The organism is Aeromicrobium sp., from assembly GCF_014378035.1.
Lineage (GTDB): Bacteria > Actinomycetota > Actinomycetes > Propionibacteriales > Nocardioidaceae > Aeromicrobium.
Window position 1 is genome coordinate 1 of sequence record NZ_JACMOM010000089.1, and the last position, 21,439, is coordinate 21,439.

General features: G+C 67.4%; 21 protein-coding genes and 1 pseudogene. 12 read left to right on the plus strand and 10 right to left on the minus strand.

All coding sequences use genetic code 11. The features are described 5' to 3' along the window. Both H7290_RS04620 and H7290_RS04625 read right to left on the minus strand, forming a co-directional pair. Positions 1–380: pseudogene (locus tag H7290_RS04620) on the minus strand (Fe-S cluster assembly protein SufB); the annotation flags it as partial. After that, entirely contained in the window at positions 377–1,084 is a 708-nt protein-coding gene (locus tag H7290_RS04625) for a metalloregulator ArsR/SmtB family transcription factor (RefSeq protein ID WP_290512842.1), read from the minus strand. The pseudogene H7290_RS04620 and the gene H7290_RS04625, both read right to left, overlap by 4 nt. Positions 1,085–1,165: 81 nt before the next feature. On the opposite strand from H7290_RS04625, the gene H7290_RS04630 reads away from it, so the two are divergent. Together H7290_RS04630 and H7290_RS04635 are read left to right on the plus strand one after the other, a co-directional pair. Continuing rightward, on the plus strand, positions 1,166–2,209 hold the full coding sequence (locus tag H7290_RS04630; protein WP_290512843.1) for a DNA primase small subunit domain-containing protein: 1,044 nt from the start codon (positions 1,166–1,168) through the stop codon (positions 2,207–2,209). 119 nt (positions 2,210–2,328) lie between these two features. Continuing rightward, entirely contained in the window at positions 2,329–3,108 is a 780-nt protein-coding gene (locus H7290_RS04635; protein WP_290512844.1) for a GTP pyrophosphokinase family protein, read from the plus strand. A gap of 30 nt (positions 3,109–3,138) precedes the next feature. On the opposite strand, the gene H7290_RS04640 is transcribed toward H7290_RS04635, so the two are convergent. Further along, on the minus strand, positions 3,139–4,224 hold the full coding sequence (locus tag H7290_RS04640) for an ATP-dependent DNA ligase (RefSeq protein WP_290512845.1): 1,086 nt from the start codon (positions 4,222–4,224) through the stop codon (positions 3,139–3,141). A gap of 51 nt (positions 4,225–4,275) precedes the next feature. Here H7290_RS04640 and H7290_RS04645 point away from each other — a divergent pair, with 51 nt between their 5' ends. From H7290_RS04645 to H7290_RS04655, 3 genes are read left to right on the plus strand one after another with little or no spacing between them, the layout of a single operon-like run. Then, a complete protein-coding gene (locus H7290_RS04645; protein ID WP_290512846.1) occupies positions 4,276–5,196 on the plus strand; it encodes an ABC transporter ATP-binding protein in 921 nt (306 codons plus the stop codon). Further along, complete coding sequence (locus H7290_RS04650; RefSeq protein ID WP_290512847.1) at positions 5,193–5,966, plus strand: ABC transporter permease; 774 nt, start codon at positions 5,193–5,195, stop codon at positions 5,964–5,966. The genes H7290_RS04645 and H7290_RS04650 overlap by 4 nt, the downstream gene beginning before the upstream one ends. Beyond that, a complete protein-coding gene (locus H7290_RS04655; RefSeq protein ID WP_290512872.1) occupies positions 5,963–6,895 on the plus strand; it encodes a COX15/CtaA family protein in 933 nt (310 codons plus the stop codon). The genes H7290_RS04650 and H7290_RS04655 overlap by 4 nt, the downstream gene beginning before the upstream one ends. Positions 6,896–6,899: 4 nt before the next feature. Here the strand turns inward: H7290_RS04655 and H7290_RS04660 are convergent, their stop codons facing one another. Continuing rightward, positions 6,900–7,373 (minus strand): GNAT family N-acetyltransferase, encoded by a 474-nt coding sequence (locus H7290_RS04660; RefSeq protein WP_290512848.1) that lies wholly within the window; start codon positions 7,371–7,373, stop codon positions 6,900–6,902. A gap of 3 nt (positions 7,374–7,376) precedes the next feature. Then, positions 7,377–8,306, minus strand: a complete 930-nt coding sequence (locus H7290_RS04665; RefSeq protein WP_290512873.1) for a heme o synthase — start codon at positions 8,304–8,306, stop codon at positions 7,377–7,379. 103 nt (positions 8,307–8,409) lie between these two features. Here H7290_RS04665 and tkt point away from each other — a divergent pair, with 103 nt between their 5' ends. The 7 genes from tkt to H7290_RS04700 all read left to right on the plus strand — a co-directional run bounded on the left by tkt (position 8,410) and on the right by H7290_RS04700 (position 17,570). Continuing rightward, positions 8,410–10,587 carry a transketolase gene (tkt, locus tag H7290_RS04670; RefSeq protein WP_290512849.1) on the plus strand — a complete coding sequence of 726 codons (2,178 nt, stop codon included), beginning with the start codon at positions 8,410–8,412 and terminating at the stop codon, positions 10,585–10,587. A 27-nt stretch (positions 10,588–10,614) separates the two neighbouring features. Continuing rightward, on the plus strand, positions 10,615–11,703 hold the full coding sequence (gene tal, locus H7290_RS04675; protein ID WP_290512850.1) for a transaldolase: 1,089 nt from the start codon (positions 10,615–10,617) through the stop codon (positions 11,701–11,703). A 2-nt stretch (positions 11,704–11,705) separates the two neighbouring features. Continuing rightward, positions 11,706–13,301 carry a glucose-6-phosphate isomerase gene (locus H7290_RS04680; protein ID WP_290512851.1) on the plus strand — a complete coding sequence of 532 codons (1,596 nt, stop codon included), beginning with the start codon at positions 11,706–11,708 and terminating at the stop codon, positions 13,299–13,301. Continuing rightward, positions 13,298–14,827 carry a glucose-6-phosphate dehydrogenase gene (gene zwf, locus H7290_RS04685; RefSeq protein ID WP_290512852.1) on the plus strand — a complete coding sequence of 510 codons (1,530 nt, stop codon included), beginning with the start codon at positions 13,298–13,300 and terminating at the stop codon, positions 14,825–14,827. The genes H7290_RS04680 and zwf overlap by 4 nt, the downstream gene beginning before the upstream one ends. A 2-nt stretch (positions 14,828–14,829) precedes the next feature. After that, positions 14,830–15,729, plus strand: coding sequence for a glucose-6-phosphate dehydrogenase assembly protein OpcA (locus tag H7290_RS04690; RefSeq protein ID WP_290512853.1), 900 nt, complete (start codon positions 14,830–14,832; stop codon positions 15,727–15,729). Next, positions 15,729–16,430 (plus strand): 6-phosphogluconolactonase, encoded by a 702-nt coding sequence (gene pgl, locus H7290_RS04695; RefSeq protein WP_290512854.1) that lies wholly within the window; start codon positions 15,729–15,731, stop codon positions 16,428–16,430. Before H7290_RS04690 ends, pgl begins: the two co-directional genes overlap by 1 nt. 252 nt (positions 16,431–16,682) lie before the next feature. Beyond that, positions 16,683–17,570, plus strand: a complete 888-nt coding sequence (locus tag H7290_RS04700; protein WP_290512855.1) for a bacteriorhodopsin-like — start codon at positions 16,683–16,685, stop codon at positions 17,568–17,570. A gap of 209 nt (positions 17,571–17,779) precedes the next feature. On the opposite strand, the gene H7290_RS04705 is transcribed toward H7290_RS04700, so the two are convergent. Genes H7290_RS04705 through gap form a run of 5 tightly spaced genes read right to left on the minus strand, consistent with a single transcriptional unit; the run spans position 17,780 to position 21,412 of the window. Further along, entirely contained in the window at positions 17,780–18,133 is a 354-nt protein-coding gene (locus H7290_RS04705) for an RNA polymerase-binding protein RbpA (protein WP_290512856.1), read from the minus strand. Next, entirely contained in the window at positions 18,133–18,369 is a 237-nt protein-coding gene (secG, locus tag H7290_RS04710) for a preprotein translocase subunit SecG (protein ID WP_290512857.1), read from the minus strand. Before secG ends, H7290_RS04705 begins: the two co-directional genes overlap by 1 nt. 16 nt (positions 18,370–18,385) lie before the next feature. Further along, positions 18,386–19,183 carry a triose-phosphate isomerase gene (tpiA, locus tag H7290_RS04715; protein ID WP_290512858.1) on the minus strand — a complete coding sequence of 266 codons (798 nt, stop codon included), beginning with the start codon at positions 19,181–19,183 and terminating at the stop codon, positions 18,386–18,388. Next, a complete protein-coding gene (locus tag H7290_RS04720) occupies positions 19,180–20,388 on the minus strand; it encodes a phosphoglycerate kinase (protein WP_290512859.1) in 1,209 nt (402 codons plus the stop codon). Before H7290_RS04720 ends, tpiA begins: the two co-directional genes overlap by 4 nt. 19 nt (positions 20,389–20,407) lie before the next feature. Beyond that, a complete protein-coding gene (gene gap / locus H7290_RS04725) occupies positions 20,408–21,412 on the minus strand; it encodes a type I glyceraldehyde-3-phosphate dehydrogenase (protein ID WP_290512860.1) in 1,005 nt (334 codons plus the stop codon). Positions 21,413–21,439: the final 27 nt, after the last annotated feature.

Sequence of the window (21,439 nt, forward strand, 5' to 3'; positions counted from 1 at the left end):
CCCAGACGGTCGTAGGTGTTCTTGATGTCCTCGGGCAGGTCGTCCCACGTCGCCGCCTGCTTCTCGGTGGAACGGACGAAGTACTTGATGTTGTCGAAGTCGATGCCGCTGAGGTCGGAGCCCCACGTCGGCATGGGCTTGCGACCGAAGAGCTTGAGGCCCTTGAGTCGCAGGTCGAGCATCCACTGCGGCTCGTCCTTGAGCGAGGAGATGTTGCGGACGACGTCTTCGCTCAGTCCACGCTTGGACGTCGCGCCGGCGTCGGTCTTGTCGGACCAGCCGAACTCGTAGCGTCCGACATCCTTGAGGCCGGGGTTGGCCTCCTCCACGGCGTTGGGGGCGGTGGGTGTCGCATCGGTCTCATGTGACGTGGTCGTCATGAGGTCTGCCTCTCTACGGGGGTGGAGATCTGGGCGGGAATGGAGATCTGGGGCATGTACGTGGTGCAGACGCCGTCACCGTGTGCGATCGTCGCCAGGCGCTGGACGTGGGTGCCGAGGAGCCGAGCAAACATCTCGGTCTCCGCCTCGCACATCTGGGGGAACTCCTCGGCCACGTGCGCGACCGGGCAGTGGTGCTGGCACATCTGTATGCCGGCGGGGGTGGAGCCTGTGGAAGCCGCATAACCATCTTGGCTGAGCGCGTCGGCGAGCGCACGGGGGCGGTCGGCCGGGTCGGCCAGCGCCAGCAGAGGGCGGTAGCGGTCCTCGAGGTCGGTGAGGCGGTGCCGGGCAAACGCCATGACGGCGTCATCGCCGCCGGTCTCGGCGAGGTAGCGCAGCGCTCCTGCGGCGAGCTCGTCGTAGGCATGTGCGAAATGATCGCGACCAGCGTCAGTGATGACGAACAACTTGGCGGGACGGCCACGCCCACGCTGCCCTGTGATGCGCTTGTCGCGGGTCTCGAGGACACCGTCGGCGAGCAGCTGGTCGAGGTGGCGACGCACTGCGGCGGGAGTCAGCTTGAGCTGGACAGCGAGGTCAGCAGCGGTCGACGGACCGTTCTCCAGGATCGTGGTGGCTACGCGCTCGCGAGTCGGGGCGTCGTCGATGACCGCCACTTCGTCTGACCCGCTGTATTTCACAAGACAAGTGTGCCTTTATTCGAGTCGCCATTCAACAAAGGTCATCCTTAGTCGGCCCGCGGTCCGCCCTAGAGTGTCGCCATGGCATCCGAGGCGGTCGAGATCGAGGCGAGCGGACGCACTGTGCGCGTGTCCAGCCCTACCAGGGTGATCTACGAGAAGACCGACTTCTCCGCCGAGGTCACGAAGCTGATGGTGGCCGAGTACTACGCCACCGTCGACGATGGTCTGATGCGCGCACTGCGCGACAGGCCCGTGACGCTGGAGCGGTGGCCCAAGGGTGTGCGTGCCGACATGGTGATGTCGACGAGGGCTGACAGTCATGGTGACGCGTTCTACCAGAAGCGGATGATGCGCGGTGCTCCGTCGTACGTCGAGAGCACCCGCGTCCTCTTCCCGTCCGGCCGCGTAGCCGACGAGATCTGCATGACCGAGGTCGCAGTCGCCGCGTGGGCAGCCCACATGGGCGCCATCACGTTCCACCCCTGGCCGACCCGCAGTGCCGACAACGACCGCCCCGACGAGCTGCGCATCGACCTCGACCCGTTCGGCTCGACCGGGTTCGCCGACGCCGTGCGCGTCGCGGCCGTCGCACGCGAGGTGCTCGACGGGCTCGGCATCCGCGCGTTCGCGAAGACGAGCGGCAAGCGCGGGGTGCACGTCTACGTGCGACTCGAGCCGCGGTGGACCTTCACCGACGTCCGCCATGCCGCGATCGCCCTAGCGCGCGAGCTCGAGCGGAGCGCCGACGGAGTCACCACGGCGTGGTGGAAGGAAGAGCGGGGAGACAACGTCTTCATCGACTTCAACCAGAACTGTCGCGACCGCACCATTGCCTCGGCCTACAGCCTGCGGCCCGCGCCTGGTGCCACCGTCTCGATGCCTCTCACGTGGGACGAGCTGGCGGGTGTCGACGACCCGCGGGCGTTCACGCTGCACACCGTCCCGGCCCTCCTCGCCGAGCGGGGAGACGCTCACGCCGAGATCGACGAGGTCGCACACTCGCTCGAACCGCTCCTGCAGCTGTGGGAGTCCGACCCGGTCGAGATGCCCTACCCGCCGGAGTACCCCAAGATGCCCGGCGAGCCGAAGCGGGTGCAGCCGAGCAAGGCGAAGCACGATTGACCATTCCACCTCCGAGAACGGCGCCTCGGGCGCCAAGTCTTCGGGATCGGGGTGGGCGGATCGGATCTTCATGGCTGACCCTCAGGTGAACGCGTGCTGGTCATCCCTACAGTGGACGCGTGGACCCAACCCCCGTTCGGATGGACCTCGGCCGCCTCATCGAACGGGCCGAGGGCGACTTCGCGGGCGAGGACGCGGCACAGCTGCGCCAAGACTTCACGCGGTTCATGATGCGGTACAAGTTCGGCATGGAGGAGATCGTCACCAAGCTGTCGATCCTGCGCGACGAGTTCACCCACCTGCATGAGAACAACCCCATCGAAAACGTGTCGTCGCGACTCAAGAACCCCGACAGCATCATCGAGAAGATGGCACGCAAGGGCACTGATCCCACCTTCGTGTCGATCGAGAAGACCATCACTGACATCGCGGGCGTGCGCGTCACGTGCAGCTTCGTCTCCGACGTCTACACGCTCTTCGACCTGCTCACCGGCCAGTCCGACGTGCACATCGTGGACGTGCGCGACTACATCGCGACGCCGAAGTCCAATGGCTACCGCAGCCTGCACGCGCTGATCGAGGTACCTGTCTTCCTCAGTGACGGCCAGGTGCCGGTGCTCGTCGAGGTGCAGCTGCGCACCATCGCGATGGACTTCTGGGCAAGCCTCGAGCACAAGATCCACTACAAGTACCAGCAGGACGTCCCGCAGTCACTGCTCGACGGACTCCGTGATGCTGCCGAGACCGCCGGCGAGCTCGACGCCACGATGGAGCGGCTCCACACCGAGGTCAAGTCTGCCGGCGAGCTGCCCGCGGAGCTCCAGGCCGAGCTGCGCGCCCGCAACGACGTCGGGCCCGACGACGGCTTCGTCGAGCGTCTGCGCCGCCTGGGCACCTGACCCCGCCCCCTCCGCCTCCAGATGTGGAGGCTAGGTGAGGATCTTCGCCAGGTCGTACCTGGCTACCTCCTCGAGCTGCTCGTACGTGCAGGACGCGGGCTCGCGGTCAGGTCGCCAGCGCTTGAACTGTGCCGTGTGCCTGAACCGGTCGCCCTCCATGTGCTCGTAGCCGACCTCCGCGACCACGGTCGGCGCCAAGGTGACGAACGAGAGGTCCTTCGTGCCGGTCCACCTGCTCTGCCCGCCCGGCAACCTCGAGCCCGCCTGCGCGTCGGCGTCCTGCCACTTGCCCCATGGATGCTCCGACGCGTCGACGATCAGAGGCGCAAGCTCGTCGATGAGCTCGGCTCGCCTCGCCTCGGTGAACGACGCCGCGACACCGACGTGCTGCAGCGCGCCATCATCCGCATAGAGCCCCAGCAGCATCGAGCCCAGTAGCGGACGTTCCGCGGTCGACGCCTTGTGGAGGCGGTAACCCGCCACGACGACGTCAGCCGTGCGTGCGTGCTTGATCTTGAGCATGGCGCGGCCGTTGGGTGCGTAGGGCTTGGCGAGTGCCTTGGCGACGATGCCGTCGAGGCCCGCACCCTCGAAGGTGCCGAACCACTCCTCGGCCTCGACCGGGTCGGTCGTCGTGCGGGTGACGTGCACCGGAGCGCTCGCCGGGGCGAGAGCCTCTTCGAGCCGCGCCCGACGCACCGAGAAGGGCTCGTCCATCAAAGACTCGTCACCCAGGGCAAGAAGATCGAACGCGACGAACGACGCCGGGGTGGTCGAGGCCAACATCTCCACGCGAGAGGTAGCGGGGTGGATGCGCTGGGACAACGAGTCGAAGTCGAGTCGCCCGTCGATGGCCAGGAAGATCTCCCCGTCGACGACCACGCGGTCGGGCAGCTCGACGCGGAATGCGTCGACGAGCTCGGGGAAGTAGCGGGTCAGCTCCTTCGTCGACCGACTCGCCAGCTGCACCTCGTCGCCGTCGCGGAAGACGAGGCAGCGGAAGCCGTCCCACTTGGGCTCGTACGACAGTCCGCCGTCCACGGAGTCGGGCGCGGGGACCCCCTTGACCGACTTCGCGAGCATCGGCCGCACCGGAGGCATGACGGGGAGGTCCATGGCAGGTCAGCCTAACGCGCTGACCTGCGAAGCGACACCTACACTGGAGGGGTGAATCAGCCCGCAGTCGAGGTCGTCGACCTCGTGATGCGGTACGGCTCCGTCACCGCTGTGAACGGTCTCAACCTGAGCGTCGAGCGCGGCACGGTCACGGCGATCCTGGGCCCCAACGGCGCCGGCAAGACCACCACGATCGAGACGTGCGAGGGCTTCCGGGCACCACACAGCGGCTCGGTACGGGTGCTCGGGCTCGATCCGCGAGCCGACAGCCGCGAGCTCCGTCCCAAGGTGGGGGTGATGCTGCAGTCAGGTGGCGCCTGGTCGGGCGTCCGTGCGCACGAGATGCTCCGCCACATCGCCTCGCTGCACGCTCATCCGCTCGACGTCGACGCGCTGATCGACAGGCTTGGCATGCAGTCGTTCGGCAAGACCCCCTACCGGCGTCTGTCCGGCGGCCAGCAGCAGCGACTCAGCCTCGCCATGGCCATCGTCGGACGACCCGAGCTGCTCTTCCTTGACGAGCCGACCGCAGGCCTCGACCCGCAAGCGCGGCGCTCGACCTGGGATCTTGTCGCCGAGCTTCGCACCAGCGGTGTCACGACGGTTCTCACGACCCACTTCATGGACGAGGCCGAAACCCTGTCCGACCGCATCCACATCGTCGACGAGGGCCGCGTCATCGCCTCGGGCAGCCCACAGGAGCTCGCGGCCACCGGGGCGAAGAACACCGTGCGATTCACCGCCCGCGCGGGCCTCGACGTCGAGGACCTCATGCTTGCGCTCCCCCACGACACCAAGGTCGACGAGGTGTCCCCCGGGGCCTACGTCATCGCCGGCCACGTCGATCCGGCACTGCTCGCGACCCTCTCGGCGTGGTGCGCCGGACAGGGCGTGCTCACCGAGTCGCTGCTGGTGGAGCGGCAGACCCTCGAGGACAGGTTCCTCGAGCTGACCGGTCGGGCGCTCCGATGAACCTCGAGCTCTCACCCCGACCCGGTGCAGCGACACCCACCGCCATGGTCCGCGCCCAGATCTCGATGGAGCTGCGACTTCTCGCACGCAACGGCGAGCAGCTGCTGCTGACGCTCGTCATCCCGTTGCTCCTGCTGGTCTTCGGCACCCACTCCGACAAGGTCGTCGATCTCGGCCCGGGCCGCTCGATCGACATCGTCGCGCCCGGGGTGCTCGCCCTCGCCATCATGTCGACGTCGTTCACGTCGCTCGCCATCGCCACGGGCTTCGAGCGACGCTACGGGGCACTCAAACGACTCGGCGCCTCTCCGCTGCCACGGTCGGGCCTGTTGCTCGGCAAGATCGGCGCGATCGTGCTCCTCGAGATCGTGCAGCTCACTGTGCTGTCGTTGGTGGCGCTCGCCCTCGGCTGGGAGCCTCACGGCGGGGTGTCCTCGATAGGCTGGCTGGTCGTGCTGGCGCTGCTCAGCACCGCGGCGTTCGGCTCCCTCGCACTCCTGATCGCCGGAACTTTGCGCGCCGAGGCGACCCTGGTCGTTGCCAATCTGGTGTACGTCCTGCTGCTCACCGGCGGTGCCGTCCTGGTGCCCCTCAGCCGCTACCCCGACGGCGCACAACACGTGCTGCGGCTGCTGCCGTCGGGGGCACTCGGCCAGGGCCTGCGCGACGTCTTCGACGGCGGCGCCCCTGGCGTCATGGCCGTGAGCGTCCTTCTCGTGTGGTCACTCGTGGCCGGCTCCCTGACCGCAAGGACCTTCAAGTGGGAATGATCCGACAGCTCACCGACCGGCTGCCACACCCCGAGCGCCGCACCGTCGAGCGCTGGGCGTGGGCGTCGGTCGTGGCCAACACCGTGATCATCCTGACGGGTGGGCTCGTCCGGCTCACCGGATCCGGCCTCGGGTGCCCCACCTGGCCGCGCTGCACCGACAGCTCATTCGTCCCCCACCGCGAGCTGGGGCTGCACGGCGCGATCGAGTTCGGCAACCGCATGCTCACGTACGTCCTCATCGCCGTCGTCGTCGGCATGCTGACCGCGGTGTGGCGGTGGGCTGGCACGTCCCGCGAGCAGCGTCGTCTGGCGCTCCTGATCACCCTCGGGGTCCCCTTCCAAGGGGTCATCGGCGGCATCAGTGTCCTCACCAACCTGAACCCCTGGGTCGTCTCCCTGCACCTGTTGCTCTCCACGCTCTTGGTCGCGGCGTCGGTGCTGCTCGTCGTCAGGGTCCGGGGCGACCACGGTTCGTCCGTTCCGCCCACGCACGCCCGCCTCGTGGTATTCACCTACGCAGTGATGTGGGTGGTCGTCTACATCGGCACCGTCGTGACGGGTGGCGGACCTCACTCCGGCGACAATGGCGCGCACCGAAACGGGCTCGATCCGCACGTCATGAGCCACGTCCACGCAGCATCTGTCTATCTGCTGGTCGGTCTCACCGTGGCGTGCTGCGTCGTCCTGAGGCGGACTGCGGCCGGGCGATTCGCCGTCGTCCTGCTGGTCGTCGAGCTGGCTCAGGGGACGATCGGCTTCGTGCAGTACTTCACCGACCTCCCGGTTGCGCTCGTCGCCGCGCACCTCGTCGGGGCCGCGGTGCTGGTCGCCGCCGCCACCCGCCTGCTGGTCGACGTCGTGGCCACGACACCAACCACGGAGAACGTGGCCGAGTCTCGACCACCTCAATCGAGCCGGTCTCGCTGAGGTCTCACCGCCTGAGTCGCATCCGGCGACAACCTTCAGCGTCGGCACAACCCTCGTCGAGGGCGAAACCCAGCGAGGTGTAGAGCCCGATCGCGGCGGAGTTGCCGTCGATGACCCGCAGGCTCAGAACAGACGCGTCGCTCCACCCGACGACGGCTTCGATCAGCAGTCGGCCCACCCCCCGACCGCGCGCCTCGGGAGCGACCCACATCGAGATCAGCTCGGCGTCGGCGCCATCACGCCGACCTCCCGCCATGCCGACAGGAGTCGCGCCGGCCCGGGCAAGGAAGCACGGGCCGTCGGCGAGCCGTTGGCGCCAGCGCGCTTCGACGTCGTGGTCACCCGTCCACATGGTGACCGACGACGCGAACGCCTCCGGGTCCTCGGTGAGCGACCGCTGGCGCAGCAGCCGCCACTGGGCCCAGTCGTCGGGTGTTGCCTCGACCACCGACACGGCACCGGTGTGGACGTTGGGCACGACTCAGCGCAGGAAGGGATCGACCGCTGCTGCCACGAACAGCAGCGCGAGATAGGCGTTCGAGAAGTGGAAGAGCCTCATCGGCTTGATGATCGCGAGGTCCTCGGTGTCGCGGGCGCGCGACCGCAGGTCGTAGGCCTCGACGAGGAACACGATGCCGAGGGTGATCGCGACGGCGGGATAGAACCAGCCGGTCGGGGTGATCGGCCACAGCAGCAGCGACGTGCCGACCATGACCCAGGAGTAGATGACGATCTGGCGCGAGACCTCGTCGGACGTGGCGACCGACGGCAGCATCGGGACGCTCGCCGCCGAGTAGTCGTCGCGGTAACGCATCGCGAGCGCCCAGAAGTGTGGCGGGGTCCAGAAGAAGACGACCAGGAAGAGCACAACCGGCGCCCACGCCAGCTCACCGGTGACGGCGGTCCAGCCGATCATCGCCGGAAAACACCCGGCAGCTCCGCCCCACACGATGTTCTGGCTCGTGCGGCGCTTGAGGATCATGGTGTAACCGACGACGTAGAAGACGTTGGCGGCGAGCGCGAGGCCCGAGGACAGCCAGTTCACGTAGACGCCCAGCAGCAGCGTCGAGACGACACCGAGAACGAGCCCGAAGATCAGCGCTCCACGCATCGACACCTGGTGCCGGGCCAGCGGGCGACGGGAGGTGCGGCGCATCAGCTGGTCGATGTCGGCATCGACGACACAGTTGAGGGCGTTAGCGCTGCCCGCCGACAGCGAGCCACCGACGAACGTCGAGACGACAAGCCACAGTGGCGGCACTCCCTGCTGGGCAAGGAACATCACCGGGACCGTCGTGAGGAGCAGCAACTCGATGATGCGGGGCTTCGTGAGAGCGACATAGGCCTTGACGACGGCGCTGAAGTCCGGAGATGTGGGTACGTCAGCATTACTGGCGGACGACACATCGATGACAGTCACGTGCACCAGTCTATAAGGACGAAGGTAGGCTCGTCATGCTGGCCTGCGATGCCACCCCACCACGTTTCTCGTACCACGATCAGGAGCCCCCGTTGTGACGTCACCGACCCCCTCGCTGGAGTGGACAGACCTCGACAAGAGAGCCGTGAACACCGTTCGCCTGCTGGCCGCCGACGCCGTGCAGAAGGTCGGCAACGGCCACCCCGGTACCGCCATGAGTCTGGCTCCGGTCGCGTACCTGCTCTACCAGAAGCTCATGTGCCACGACCCCAGCGATCCTCACTGGGCGGGCCGCGACCGCTTCGTCCTGTCGTGCGGCCACTCCAGCCTCACGCAGTACATCGAGCTGTTCCTCGCGGGGTACCCGATGACGCTCGACGACCTCAAGAGCCTGCGCACGTGGGGCAGCCAGACCCCGGGCCACCCTGAGTACAACCACACCCCCGGCGTCGAGGTCACGACCGGCCCGCTCGACCAGGGCGTCGCGAACGCCGTGGGCATGGCCATGGCCGCGCGTCGTGAACGCGGCCTCCTCGACCCTGACACGGCGGCCGGCGAGAGCCCGTTCGACCACCACATCTACGCGATCTGCTCCGATGGCGACCTGGAGGAGGGCGTCTCGGCCGAGGCGTCGTCGCTAGCCGGGCACCAGCAGCTGGGCTATCTCACCCTCTTGTGGGACGACAACAAGATCTCGATCGAGGACGACACCGACATCGCCTTCACCGAGGACGTCGCCGCACGCTACGCCGCCTACGGCTGGCACGTGCAGACCGTCGACTGGACCAACGGCGGCACCGAGTACGTCGAGGACGTCAAGGCCCTGTGGGACGCCTACCAGGCTGCCGAGGCCGTCACCAACAAGCCCAGCTTCATCAAGCTGCGCACCATCATCGCGTGGCCCGCGCCGACCGCCCAGAACACCGGCGGGTCACACGGGTCCGCGCTCGGCGACGACGAGATCGCCGCCACCAAGAAGCTGTTGGGGTTCGACCCCGACAAGACGTTCATCGTCGATGACGACGTCCTCGCCCACACCCACGGCGCGCTCGATCGCGGCACCGAGGCCCACCAGAGCTGGCAGGCGTCGTTCGACGCCTGGGCATCGGCAGCGCCCGAGCGCGCAGCGCTGCTCGAGCGCCTCTCGAAGCGAGAGCTGCCCGCGGGCTGGGATGCTGACCTGCCGGTCTACGAGACCAGCGACAAGGGCGTGGCCACCCGCGTGGCGTCCGGTGACTTCCTCAGCGCTGCGGCTCCCCGTCTGCCCGAGCTGTGGGGCGGCTCGGCCGACCTCGCCGGCTCGAACAACACCACCCCCAAGGGCGAACCATCGTTCATCCCCCCGGAGCACTCCACAGCGAAGTTCACGGGCGACTGGTACGGCCGCGTGCTGCACTTCGGCATCCGTGAGCACGCCATGGGCGCGATCATGAACGGCATGGTCCAGCACGGGCTCACCCGCCCCTACGGCGGCACGTTCCTCGTGTTCAGCGACTACATGCGTCCCTCGGTGCGCCTCGCGGCTCTGCAGGAGCTGCCGGTCACCTATGTCTGGACGCATGACTCGATCGGCCTTGGCGAGGACGGCCCGACCCATCAGCCCGTCGAGCACCTCGCGGCACTCAGGGCCATCCCCGGGCTTGACGTCGTCCGGCCCGCCGACGCCAACGAGACCGTCGCCGCGTGGCGCACCATCCTCGGCCACACCGGCCGACCAGCCGCGCTGGCACTGAGCCGTCAGAACGTCCCGACCTTCCCCCGCGGCACCGACGGCTGGGCCGAGGCCTCCGAGGTCGCCAAGGGTGCCTATGTCCTGATCGACGCCGACGGTGAGCCTGACGTCATCCTGGTGTCGACCGGTTCAGAGGTGCAGCTCGCGGTGGCAGCACGCGAACAGCTCGCCGGCGAGGGCATCTCCGCGCGGGTCGTCTCGATGCCGTGCCGTGAGTGGTTCGAGCAGCAGGACAGTGCCTACCGCGACAGCGTCATCCCGCCGACACTGCGGGCGCGGGTCGCGGTCGAAGCAGCCGTCGCGCTGGGCTGGCGTGACGTGGTCGGCGACGCCGGCCGCATCGTCAGCATCGAGCACTACGGCGCGTCGGCCGACTACCAGACGCTCTACGACAAGTTCGGCATCACCGCCGGTGCTGTCGTCGCCGCTGCGAAGGACTCGATCGCCGCTGCCGCCGGTGCCCCGTCCGCGCCGTTCCACGCCCGGCCGGCCGGACCAGTCGGTCCGGGCGACAACGCCGACACCACTGACACCCACTGACAGCACAACTGAACCCAAGGAGACACCATGAACGACCCTCTGAAGGCCCTCGCCGATGCCGGTGTGTCCATCTGGCTCGACGACCTCTCGCGGGAGCGCATCGAGTCGGGAAACCTCGCTGAGATGGTCGCCACGTCGGGCGTCGTCGGAGTGACGACCAACCCCACGATCTTCGCGTCGGCCCTGTCCAAGGGTGAGAAGTACGCCGAGCAGGTCAAGAGCCTCAAGGAGTCGGGCGCCGATGTCGACACCACAGTCTTCGAGCTGACGACCACCGACGTGCAGCAGGGCTGCGACATCCTGCGTCCCGTCTACGACCGCACCGACGGCGTCGACGGTCGGGTCTCGATCGAGGTCGACCCGGGCGCTGCCCGCGACACCGACTACACGATCAGTCTCGCCAAGAAGTTGTGGGAGCGGGTCGACCGCCCCAACGCCCTGATCAAGATCCCCGCCACGGTCGAGGGCGTCGCGGCCATCTCTGCCGTGATCGCCGAAGGCATCAGCGTCAACGTCACGCTGATCTTCTCCCTCGACCGCTACCGCGCCGTGATGGACGCCTACCTCGAGGGTCTCGAGAAGGCGGCCGAGGCCGGCCACGACCTGTCCACGATCCACTCGGTCGCGTCGTTCTTCGTCAGCCGCGTCGACTCCGAGGTCGACAAGCGCCTGCCCGAGGACAGCCCGCTGCGAGGCACCGCGGCCCTGGCCAACGCGCGCCTGGCCTACGAGGCGTACGAGGAGGTCTTCGGCGGCGAGCGGTTCACAGTGCTGCAGGCCAAGGGCGCCAACAGCCAGCGGCCCCTGTGGGCCTCGACCGGCGTCAAGGACCCCAACCTTCCCGACACCCTTTACGTCACCGAGCTCGTGGTGGCCAACACCGTCAACACGATGCCCGAGAAGACGCTTCACGCCGTCATCGACCACGGCGAGATCATCGGCGACCGGGTGCACAACACGTACGAGGAGTCACGCGAGGCGATCGCCGCCCTCGAACGCGAGGGCATCGCGTATGCCGAGGTCGTCGAGATTCTGGAGAAGGAGGGCCTCGAGAAGTTCGACGCCTCCTGGGCCGAGCTCCTCGGCACGGTGTCCGCCGAGCTCGACAAGGCCTGAGCATGGTCGACGTGCACCTCGCGACCCCGTCGCACGATGAGTTCCAGGACGCTCTCGACGGGGCTGTCACAGCCCGGCTCGCCTCGCGGATCGGCGCGCAGGACCCCACGGTCTGGGGCCCCGATGCCGAGTCCGAGTCGAAGATCCGTCTGAGCTGGACGAGCCTCGCCGAGACGTCGAGGCACCTCGTGGACGAAGTCGGCGTCCTGCGGGCCGAGCTCGCCGACAAGGGGCTCGACCACGTCGTCCTGTGCGGCATGGGTGGGTCATCGCTCGCACCGGAGGTCATCTGCCACACGGCGGGCGTCGAGCTGACGGTGCTCGACTCGTCCCAGCCCGACATGGTGCGTGGTGCGCTGGCCGACCGGCTCGAGCGCAGCATCGTCGTGGTGTCGAGCAAGTCCGGAGGCACCGTCGAGACCGACAGCCAGCGTCGGGCATACGAGAAGGCCTTTGCCGACGCGGGCCACGATCCGGCCGACCACATCGTCGTCGTCACCGATCCGGGCTCGCCGCTCGATGCGGAGGCCACCGAAGCCGGCTACCGCGTCTTCCGCGCCGATCCCCACGTTGGCGGCCGGTACTCGGCGCTCACGGCTTTCGGCCTGGTACCCAGTGGTCTGGCCGGGGCAGACATCGGAGCGTTGCTCGAGTCCGCAGAGCAGGTGCAGCAAGCGCTGTTCACCGACGAAGCCGACAACCCGGCCCTGCGCCTCGGTGTCCTGCTGGGCGTCGCCAACCACCACCGCGTCGACAAGCTCGTGATCGCCGACCAGACCCGACATGGCGTCGGCGACTGGATCGAGCAGCTTGTCGCCGAGTCGACCGGCAAGCTCGGCAAGGGCATCCTGCCCGTCGTCGTGCCGTTCGAGAATGCCATCAACTTCAACCCGAGCACGGCCGACTCGATCCTCGTCTCGATCGGCGGCGACGCCGCTCCGGCGTCGGAGTCCGGGTTCGCCGTGGCGCTCGACGCAGAGCTTGGGGCCCAGATGCTGATCTGGGAGACAGCAATTGTCGTGGCCGGCCAGCTCATCGGCATCAACCCGTTCGACCAGCCCGACGTCGAGAGTGCCAAGAAGGCCTCCCGTGCTCTGCTCGACGGTGGGGGTGAGCCGCCCATACCCGACTTCTCCGAAAGTGGCATCGACGTCTACGGCGCGGACGGGACGACGATCGCCGAGGCCCTGCGCAACCTGCTCGCCGCGGTCGACCTCGACCACGGCTATCTCGCCGTGCAGGTCTACCTCGACCGGCTCGTCCACGCTGACTTCGCCGACGTCCGCGAGGTCCTCGCGCAATCCCTCGGCCGTCCGGTCACCTTCGGCTGGGGTCCACGCTTCCTGCACTCGACCGGGCAGTATCACAAGGGTGGCACCCCCAACGGCGTCTTCCTGCAGATCACGGGAGCGGCCGCAGAAGACCTGGCCGTCCCCGGTCGGGAGTTCACCTTCGGGACCTTCATCGACTCCCAGGCCGCCGGTGATGCCGCCGTGCTGCGGGACCACGGCAGACCCGTCCTCCGGCTTCACCTGGGGGACGTCACGCAGGGGCTGCCGACAGTGCGCGCGGCCCTCGGACCCGAGGCACAGGCATGAGCATGGGCGATGGCAACCCGCTGAGGGATCCGCGTGACCGTCGACTCCCCCGCATCGCCGGGCCCTGCAGCCTGATCCTGTTCGGAGTGACAGGCGACCTCGCCAAGAAGAAGCTCATCCCCGCGGTCTACGACCTGGCCAACCGCGGTCTGCTGCCGCCCGGTTTCGCACTCGTCGGCTTCGCCCGCCAGGACTACGCACGCACGACCTTCTCGCACCTCATCAAGGAGGCTGCCAAGGCCGGCGCCCGCACGAAGTGGAGCGAGACCGTCTGGAACCAGCTCGAGGCCGGCATCAGGTTCGTGCCCGGGGAGTTCGACGACGACAGCGCTTGGCAGCGTCTCGCCGACACGATGGAGGAGCTCGACGAGCAGCAGGGTACGGGCGGCAACCACGCGTTCTACCTGTCGATCCCGCCCAGCCTGTTCCCCGTCGTCGTCTCGCAGATCAAGAAGCACGGCCTCGCCACCGCCGCCGGTGCCGGCTGGCGTCGCGTCGTCATCGAGAAGCCCTTCGGCCACGACCTCGCCTCCGCGGAGGAGCTCAACCGCATCGTCGCCGACGTCTTTCCGCAGGAGTCGGTGTTCCGTATCGACCACTACCTCGGCAAGGAGACGGTGCAGAACATCCTTGCGCTGCGCTTCGCCAACGGGATGTTCGAGCCGATCTGGAACAACCACTACGTCGACCACGTGCAGATCACGATGGCCGAGGACATCGGCATCGGATCGCGGGCTGGCTACTACGACGGCATCGGGGCCGCGCGCGACGTCATCCAGAACCACCTGCTGCAGCTCATGGCGCTCATCGCGATGGAGGAGCCCGTCTCGTTCAACGCCTCCTCGTTGCGCGTCGAGAAGCAGAAGGTCCTCGCCAATGCCCGCCCGCCTGCGCGGATGGACAAGCACACCGCACAGGCCCAGTACGTCGCTGGTTGGGCCGGTGGCGAGAAGGTCATCGGCTACCTCGAGGAACACGGTGTGCCTGACGGATCACGCGCCGAGACCTACGCCGCCATCCGTGTCGACATCCTCACCCGCCGCTGGGCCGGTGTCCCGTTCTACCTCCGCACCGGCAAGCGCCTCGGTCGTCGTGTCACCGAGGTGGCCGTCATCTTCAAGACGGCGCCCCACCAGCCGTTCAGCAAGAACGACATCGAGGAGCTCGGCAGCAACGCGCTCGTCATGCGCATCCAGCCTGACGAGGGGGTGACGCTGCGCTTCGGTGCCAAGGTTCCCGGCACCACGATGGAGATCCGCGACGTCAACATGGACTTCGCCTACGGGGGCGCGTTCGTCGAGAGCAGCCCCGAGGCCTACGAGCGACTGATCCTGGACGTCCTGCTCGGCGACCCGCCGCTGTTCCCCCAGCACGAGGAGGTCGAGCTGGCGTGGAAGATCCTCGACCCTGTCATCGCTTACTGGAAACGGCAGAAAGACATCGACACCTACCCGTCCGGCACGTGGGGCCCCGCCTCGGCAGACAAGATGCTGGCCCGCGACGGCCGCACCTGGAGAAGGCCCTAGTCATGGAGATCGCACTCGAGAAGACCAATTCCGCCGAGATCGCCCGGGCGCTCGTCAAGGCCCGCATGGCGGCCGGCAGCCCGGCGATGGACATGGTGCTGACCCTGCTCGTCGTGACCGACGAGGAGGCGGTCGCAGAAGCGCTCAGGACCGCCACCACGCTGTCGCGCGAGCACCCGTCACGCGTCATCGGCGTCATCCTCGGCGACGGCCGTGGGGGCGCCGAGCTCAACGCCAAGGTCCGCGTGGGCGAGAACTCCTCTGGCGAGTCGATACTGCTGCGCATCTCCGGTGAGCTCACCAAGCACGCCGAGTCGGTCGTGCTACCTCTTCTGCTGCCTGACTCCCCCGTCGTGGTGTGGTGGCCAGGACAGCCGCCGATCGAGCCTTCGAAGGACGCCATCGGCCAGTTCGCCCAGCGTCGCCTGACCGACGCCGAGGCGACCGACTCGCCCATCCGGGCCCTTCGCGCCGTCGCACGCAAGTACGCACCCGGTGACACCGACCTGTCGTGGACGCGGCTCACACCGTGGCGGGCGTTGCTCGCGGCAGCCCTCGACCAGTCGACCAGCAAGGTCATCAGAGGTGAAGTGACGGCTGGGCGAAACAACCCTGCGGCGGCCCTGCTCGTCGCGTGGCTCGAGAGCCGCCTCAAGGTGCCGATCACCGTGCACCGCAGCGACACCGACCAGATTGCGAGAGTCATCCTCACGACCGGCGATGGCGACGTCTGCATCGAGCGCATCAGCCCGACGTCGTGCCACTTCAGCGTGCCTGGCTCGGCGCTGCGCCAGGTGCCGCTCGGTGCGCGCACGCTGGCCGAGCTGCTGGCGGAGGACTTGCGCCGGCTCGACGCCGACGACATCTACAAGGACACGATCAAGCACATGCTGGCCAATTGATGGGGGTCGACGTCTACCCCGACGCCCCCTCCCTCGCCGCTGCCATAGCCGACCGCATCGCCGGGCGCCTGGCCCTTGTCCAGGGTGAGGGCCGCAGACCGAGCATCGTGCTGACAGGCGGCACGATCGCCTCGGCGGCGTATGCGCTGCTCGACACTGACGTCGTCGACTGGGCGGACGTCGACTACTACTGGGGCGACGAGCGCTTCGTGCCCGAGGGTCACGCCGACCGCAACGATCAGCAGGCCCGCGACACCTTCCTGACGCGGCTCGGCGTGCCGACCGCGCGCGTGCACACGATGCCGGGTCTCGGCGGCGCCAAAGATGCCATGGAGGCTGCGGAGGCGTACGCCGACATCCTTCCTGACGACCTCTTCGACGTCGTGCTGCTGGGCATGGGGCCGGATGGCCACGTTGCCTCGTTGTTTCCGGGCCAGGCCCAGCTGAACGAGACCAGGCGGCGGACCGTCGAGGTCCTCCACTCCCCCAAGCCCCCGTCGGTGCGCCTCTCGATGACGTTCCCGACGCTCAATCACTGCGACAGCGTGTGGTTCCTCGTGTCAGGTGAGGAGAAGGCCGACGCCGTGGCGCGCGCGCTGGGCGACGGGACCGTCGAGGACACGCCCGCCATGGGCGTGCACGGGCTTGTCGAGACGGTATGGCTCATCGACAACGCCGCCGGCTCGAAGCTTCCCCACTGACTCCACCCCCACTCGCCCCTCGCGTCTCTGGGCGGTGCCTCAGTTCAGCACAGTCCCGCCCGCACCTGCCGGCGGGAGCCTCTGCGGGTGCAGGGGCCAGCTCGAGGGAACCCGCTGGTCATGACGGACATCTGAAGATGTTGTGGTGATGCAGGGTTAGAAGTACGTTGTCGCTGTCGCTCACTTCGCCGCTTCAAAACCGGGAGATCAAGCGTGTCGACATCCAGTCGCTGTCTTCCCATGGCAGCGCTCATGCAGAGGACGATCGTGATCAGTACCTACGCAACCGCATCCAAAGACCTAATTTCCTCTCTTTCATCAGGGCAGTACGCAACCGTCTACAACCTCCTGTCATTCGCCATCGCGAGCCTGCTCTTCACCTCGCTCTTTCTCTTGTTGGTCCAAGGTCGAGTCGCACCCCGCTACCGCAACGCACTCATCGTCTCAGCGACGGTGTGCGGGATCGCGACGTATCACTACTTCCGGATCTTCTCGAACTTCAAGGAGAGCTATCCCGCCGGCTCGACGGTCGACTCCGCGCACGCCCTGTCAGCGGTGCAGTTCAACGAGGGATATCGGTACGTGGACTGGTTCCTGACAGTGCCGCTGCTGCTCGTCGAGACGGTCGCCGTGCTGGCCCTGACACGCGCTGCCTCACGGCACCTGCTCATCAGGCTGGTTCCCGCATCGGCGCTGATGATCGCGCTGGGCTATCCCGGTGAGATCACCCTGAGCACCGGGCCGCGCATCATCTGGGGCGTCCTCGCCACGCTGCCGTTCATCTACCTCATCTATGTGCTGTTCGTCGAGCTCACGCGAGCCCTGGACGGCAAGACAGCTGAGGTGCGCCGCCAGATCTCGACCCTGCGGGTGCTGCTGATCGGGTCATGGATGGTCTATCCCATCGCGTTTGCCTTCCCGCTCCTGGGCGGCACGTTCTTCAGCGGTGCGAGCGGCTTCGTGTTGAGACAGGGCGGCTACTCGATCGCCGACGTCTTGGCCAAGGCTCTCTTCGGCCTGCTGATCTTCCGCTTGGCCCGGACCCAGAGCATTCTCGACGAACCACTCATCTACGGAGATGCGGAGGACGTCCACGGGGCTGAGCCTCGCGCTGTCCCCGGTGCGCGAAAAGCTACCTGAGGTGATCAGGGTGGTACGTGGCGCCTGACGTTCTTGGGCGATACGTACCACTCTCGAAATCCAAGCTTGGAGCCGATGAGCTCATCCGTATGGGACTTCTCGCAAAACACGACGCACGGCCAGCAATTGGCCGTGCGTCGCGTGCGTGACTGCCCAACGACGGCAAAAAGCCCCGAGCAGCATGGCTGGTCGGGGCTCATCGCTGCGGTCTAGAAGATGACTTCGCCGGACTTGCGCTTGGTGCGCAGGAGGTCGACGGCTTCCTTCAGGATCTCGGCGGCCTCGGTCTCGGAGCGACGCTCTTTCACGTAGGCCAGGTGGGTCTTATAGGGCTCGATCTTCTTGGCGGTCGGACGGTTCTCGGCGTCGACGCTCGCTGGCATGCCGCAGCGCGGGCAGTCCCACGACTCCGGCACCTCGGCCTCGATCGCAAACTGCAGCTCGGTCGTGTGGTCGTTGATGCAGAAGTAGGTCACGAACTGTCGCGGGGCAGGCTCGCCGCGCTCAGCCTCGCCCATGGGTCCGGAGCCGATGCGGCTTCCGCGAATTGCTCCGGCGGCCATCAGTTGCTCACCTTCAGCAGCAGGCCGAGAGCGAAGATGCTCACGACCCAGATGACCGCGATGCCGACCGTGATGCGGTCGAGGTTGCGCCCGGCGCCCGAGGAGCCCACGAGCGAGCTGGAGATGCCGCCTCCGAACATGTCGGAGAGGCCTCCGCCACGTCCCTTGTGCATCAGGACCAGCACGATCATCAAGATGCTGCTGATCGCGAGGATTACCGAGAACGTCAAAATCACTGTGGGGCCTTCGTTGTCAGGCGCCGGACAGATCCGGCATGTCGTAGAACCGGGCTATGCCGGCGAACTCCTCCGCCTGGAGGCTTGCTCCGCCAACCAAGGCTCCGTCGACGTCCGACTTCGCCATGATGGCGGCGATGTTCGCCGCTTTGACCGATCCGCCGTAAAGGATACGCAATGTATCGGCGATCTCTGCACTCCAGGTCTCCGCCACGCACGTACGAATGGCCGCGCAGACCTCCTGGGCGTCCTCCGGGGTGGCCACCTCGCCCGTGCCGATGGCCCACACCGGCTCGTAGGCGACGACCACGGAAGCCATCTGCTCGGGCGTCAGCCCGGCGAGCGAGTCCTCGATCTGCCGCACCGCGTGGGCCACATGATGACCGGTCTGGCGGATGGAAAGGTCCTCACCGACGCAGACGATCGCGGTCATGCCCGCCGCCAGCACCTTCACGGTCTTGGCGTTGACGACCTGATCGGTCTCCTGATGGTGCTCGCGCCGCTCAGAGTGCCCCACCAGAACGTAGCGGCAGCCCAGCTTGGCGAGCATCGACGCGGCGATCTCGCCCGTGTACGCACCGCCGTCGTGCTGGGAGACGTCCTGCGCACCGAAGCCGATCGAGAGGTGGTCGCCGTCGATCAGCGTCTGCACCCCCCGGATGTCGGTGAACGGCGGAATGACCACGACCTCTGACTTGTCGAAGTCGTGCTTCTTGTCCTGCAATGTCCAGGCAAGCTTCTGGACGAGAACGACCGCTTCCTGGTGGTTGAGGTTGGACTTCCAGTTGCCGGCCATGAGTGGCTTGCGAGTCATGCGCTGCCTTCCGAGTTCTGCTGATCCAGGATGCTGAGTCCGGGGAGCGTCTTGCCCTCCAGGTACTCGAGGCTCGCACCGCCGCCCGTGGAGATGTGACCGAAGTCGTCGTCAGCGAAGCCGAGCAGGCGGACCGCCGCAGCCGAGTCGCCGCCACCGACGACTGAGAGGCCGTCGACCTCGGTGAGGGCCTGGGCCACCGTCTTGGTGCCGGCCGCGAACGACGCCATCTCGAACACGCCCATGGGCCCGTTCCAGAACACCGTCCGTGACGCCTTGATGATCTCAGCGAAGCGTGCCGCGGACTCCGGACCGATGTCGAGGCCCAGCTGGTCGGCGGGTATCGCGTCAGCGGCCACCGTGCTGGCATTCGCGTCGGCGAACTCCGGAGCGACGACGATGTCGGTCGGAAGCACCAGGTCGACTCCCTGAGCCGCAGCCCGCTCGATGTAGCCACGCGCGATGTCGAGCTGGTCTTCTTCAAGCAGCGACTTGCCGACCTCGTGACCCTGCGCCTTGAGGAACGTGAAGACCATGCCGCCACCGATGAGCAGGCTGTCGGCCTTGTCCAGGAGGTTGTCGATGACACCCAGCTTGTCGGACACCTTCGAGCCGCCGAGCACCACCGCGTAGGGACGTTCGGGGTTCTCGGTCAGCCGCTTGAGCACCATGACCTCCGCCTCGACGAGACCGCCGACGGCGGCCGGGAGCCGGGTGGCGATGTCGTAGACGCTGGCCTGCTTGCGATGAACCACGCCGAAACCGTCGGACACGAACACATCGGCAAGGGCCGCAAGCTCATCGGCGAAGGCTCCGCGCACGGCATCGTCCTTGCTGGTCTCGCCCGGGTTGAAGCGGACGTTCTCCAGCACGGCGACCTGCCCGTCCTGCATTGCCGAGACGATGCGGTGGGCCTGCGGTCCGACGGTGTCGCCCGCGAAAAGGACAGGGACACCAAGCAGCTCTGCGAGCCGCTCGGCGACCGGTGCCAAGGAGTAGTCGTGGTTGGCCACCCCGCCGGGTCGGCCGAGGTGCGCCGTCACGAGCACGCGGGCACCCGCGTCGGCGAGCAGCTTGATCGTCGGGACGCTCGCGCGGACGCGGCCGTCGTCGGTGATCGTGGTGCCGTCGAGCGGCACGTTGAGGTCGCTGCGGACAAGTACCCGCTTGCCGCGCAGGTCACCCAGGTCCGAAACCGTCTTCACTGCCAACGCCCCCGGGCCGTCAGAGCGACGAGCCGACGTGCGTGACGAGGTCGACGAGCCGGTTGGAGTAGCCCCACTCGTTGTCGTACCAACCGACGACCTTCACCTGGTCGCCGATGACCTTGGTCAGGCCCGAGTCGAAGATGCACGACGCCGGGTCGGTGACGATGTCGGAGGAGACGATGGGGTCTTCGGTGTAGACGAGGTAACCCTTGAGCGGGCCGTCGGCGGCCGCCTTGACGATCGCGTTGACCTCATCGACTGTCGTCTCACGTGACGCGGTGAATGTCAGGTCGGTGGCCGATCCGGTGGGGACCGGCACGCGGAACGCGAAGCCGTCGAGCTTGCCCTTGAGCTCGGGGAGCACGAGCGCAACGGCCTTGGCGGCCCCCGTTGACGTCGGCACGATGTTGATGGCGGCAGCGCGGGCGCGGCGCAGATCGTTGTGGGGGGCGTCCAGGAGGTTCTGGTCGCCGGTATAGGCATGGATCGTGGTCATGAGACCCTTCTCGATGCCGAGGCCGTCGTTGAGCGCCTTGGCCATCGGGGCGAGGCAGTTGGTCGTGCACGACGCGTTCGAGATGACGGTGTGCGCGGCGGGGTCGTACAGCTCGTGGTTGACGCCCATGACGACGGTGACGTCCTCGTTCTTCGCCGGTGCGGAGATGATGACCTTCTTGGCACCGCCGTCGACGTGCGCCCTGGCCTTCGTGGCGTCGGTGAAGAAGCCCGTGGACTCGATGACGATGTCGGCGCCGACACTGGCCCAGTCGAGCTTGGACGGGTCGCGCTCGGCGAAGGCTGCGAACCGCTGACCGTCGACCGAGATCGAGGTCTCATCGAAGGTGACGTCGCCGTCGAGTCGGCCGAGGACCGAGTCGTACTTGAGGAGGTGCGAAAGAGTCTTGTTGTCCGTGAGGTCGTTGACGGCGACGATCTCGATGTCAGCCCCGGCGGCACGGACCGCACGGAAGAAGTTACGGCCGATACGGCCAAATCCATTGATTCCTACGCGAACGGTCACGGTGAACGTGTCTCCTGCGGGTCGGGG

Coding starts and splice junctions, on each gene's coding strand:
- H7290_RS04630 (WP_290512843.1), top strand. CDS start 1,166: ATGGCATCCGAGGCGGTCGAGATCGAGGCGAGCGGACGCACTGTGCGC.
- H7290_RS04640 (WP_290512845.1), bottom strand. CDS start 4,224: ATGGACCTCCCCGTCATGCCTCCGGTGCGGCCGATGCTCGCGAAGTCG.
- H7290_RS04650 (WP_290512847.1), top strand. CDS start 5,193: ATGAACCTCGAGCTCTCACCCCGACCCGGTGCAGCGACACCCACCGCC.
- H7290_RS04655 (WP_290512872.1), top strand. CDS start 5,963: ATGATCCGACAGCTCACCGACCGGCTGCCACACCCCGAGCGCCGCACC.
- tal (WP_290512850.1), top strand. CDS start 10,615: ATGAACGACCCTCTGAAGGCCCTCGCCGATGCCGGTGTGTCCATCTGG.
- H7290_RS04680 (WP_290512851.1), top strand. CDS start 11,706: ATGGTCGACGTGCACCTCGCGACCCCGTCGCACGATGAGTTCCAGGAC.
- zwf (WP_290512852.1), top strand. CDS start 13,298: ATGAGCATGGGCGATGGCAACCCGCTGAGGGATCCGCGTGACCGTCGA.
- H7290_RS04690 (WP_290512853.1), top strand. CDS start 14,830: ATGGAGATCGCACTCGAGAAGACCAATTCCGCCGAGATCGCCCGGGCG.
- pgl (WP_290512854.1), top strand. CDS start 15,729: ATGGGGGTCGACGTCTACCCCGACGCCCCCTCCCTCGCCGCTGCCATA.
- H7290_RS04700 (WP_290512855.1), top strand. CDS start 16,683: ATGCAGAGGACGATCGTGATCAGTACCTACGCAACCGCATCCAAAGAC.
- H7290_RS04705 (WP_290512856.1), bottom strand. CDS start 18,133: ATGGCCGCCGGAGCAATTCGCGGAAGCCGCATCGGCTCCGGACCCATG.
- tpiA (WP_290512858.1), bottom strand. CDS start 19,183: ATGACTCGCAAGCCACTCATGGCCGGCAACTGGAAGTCCAACCTCAAC.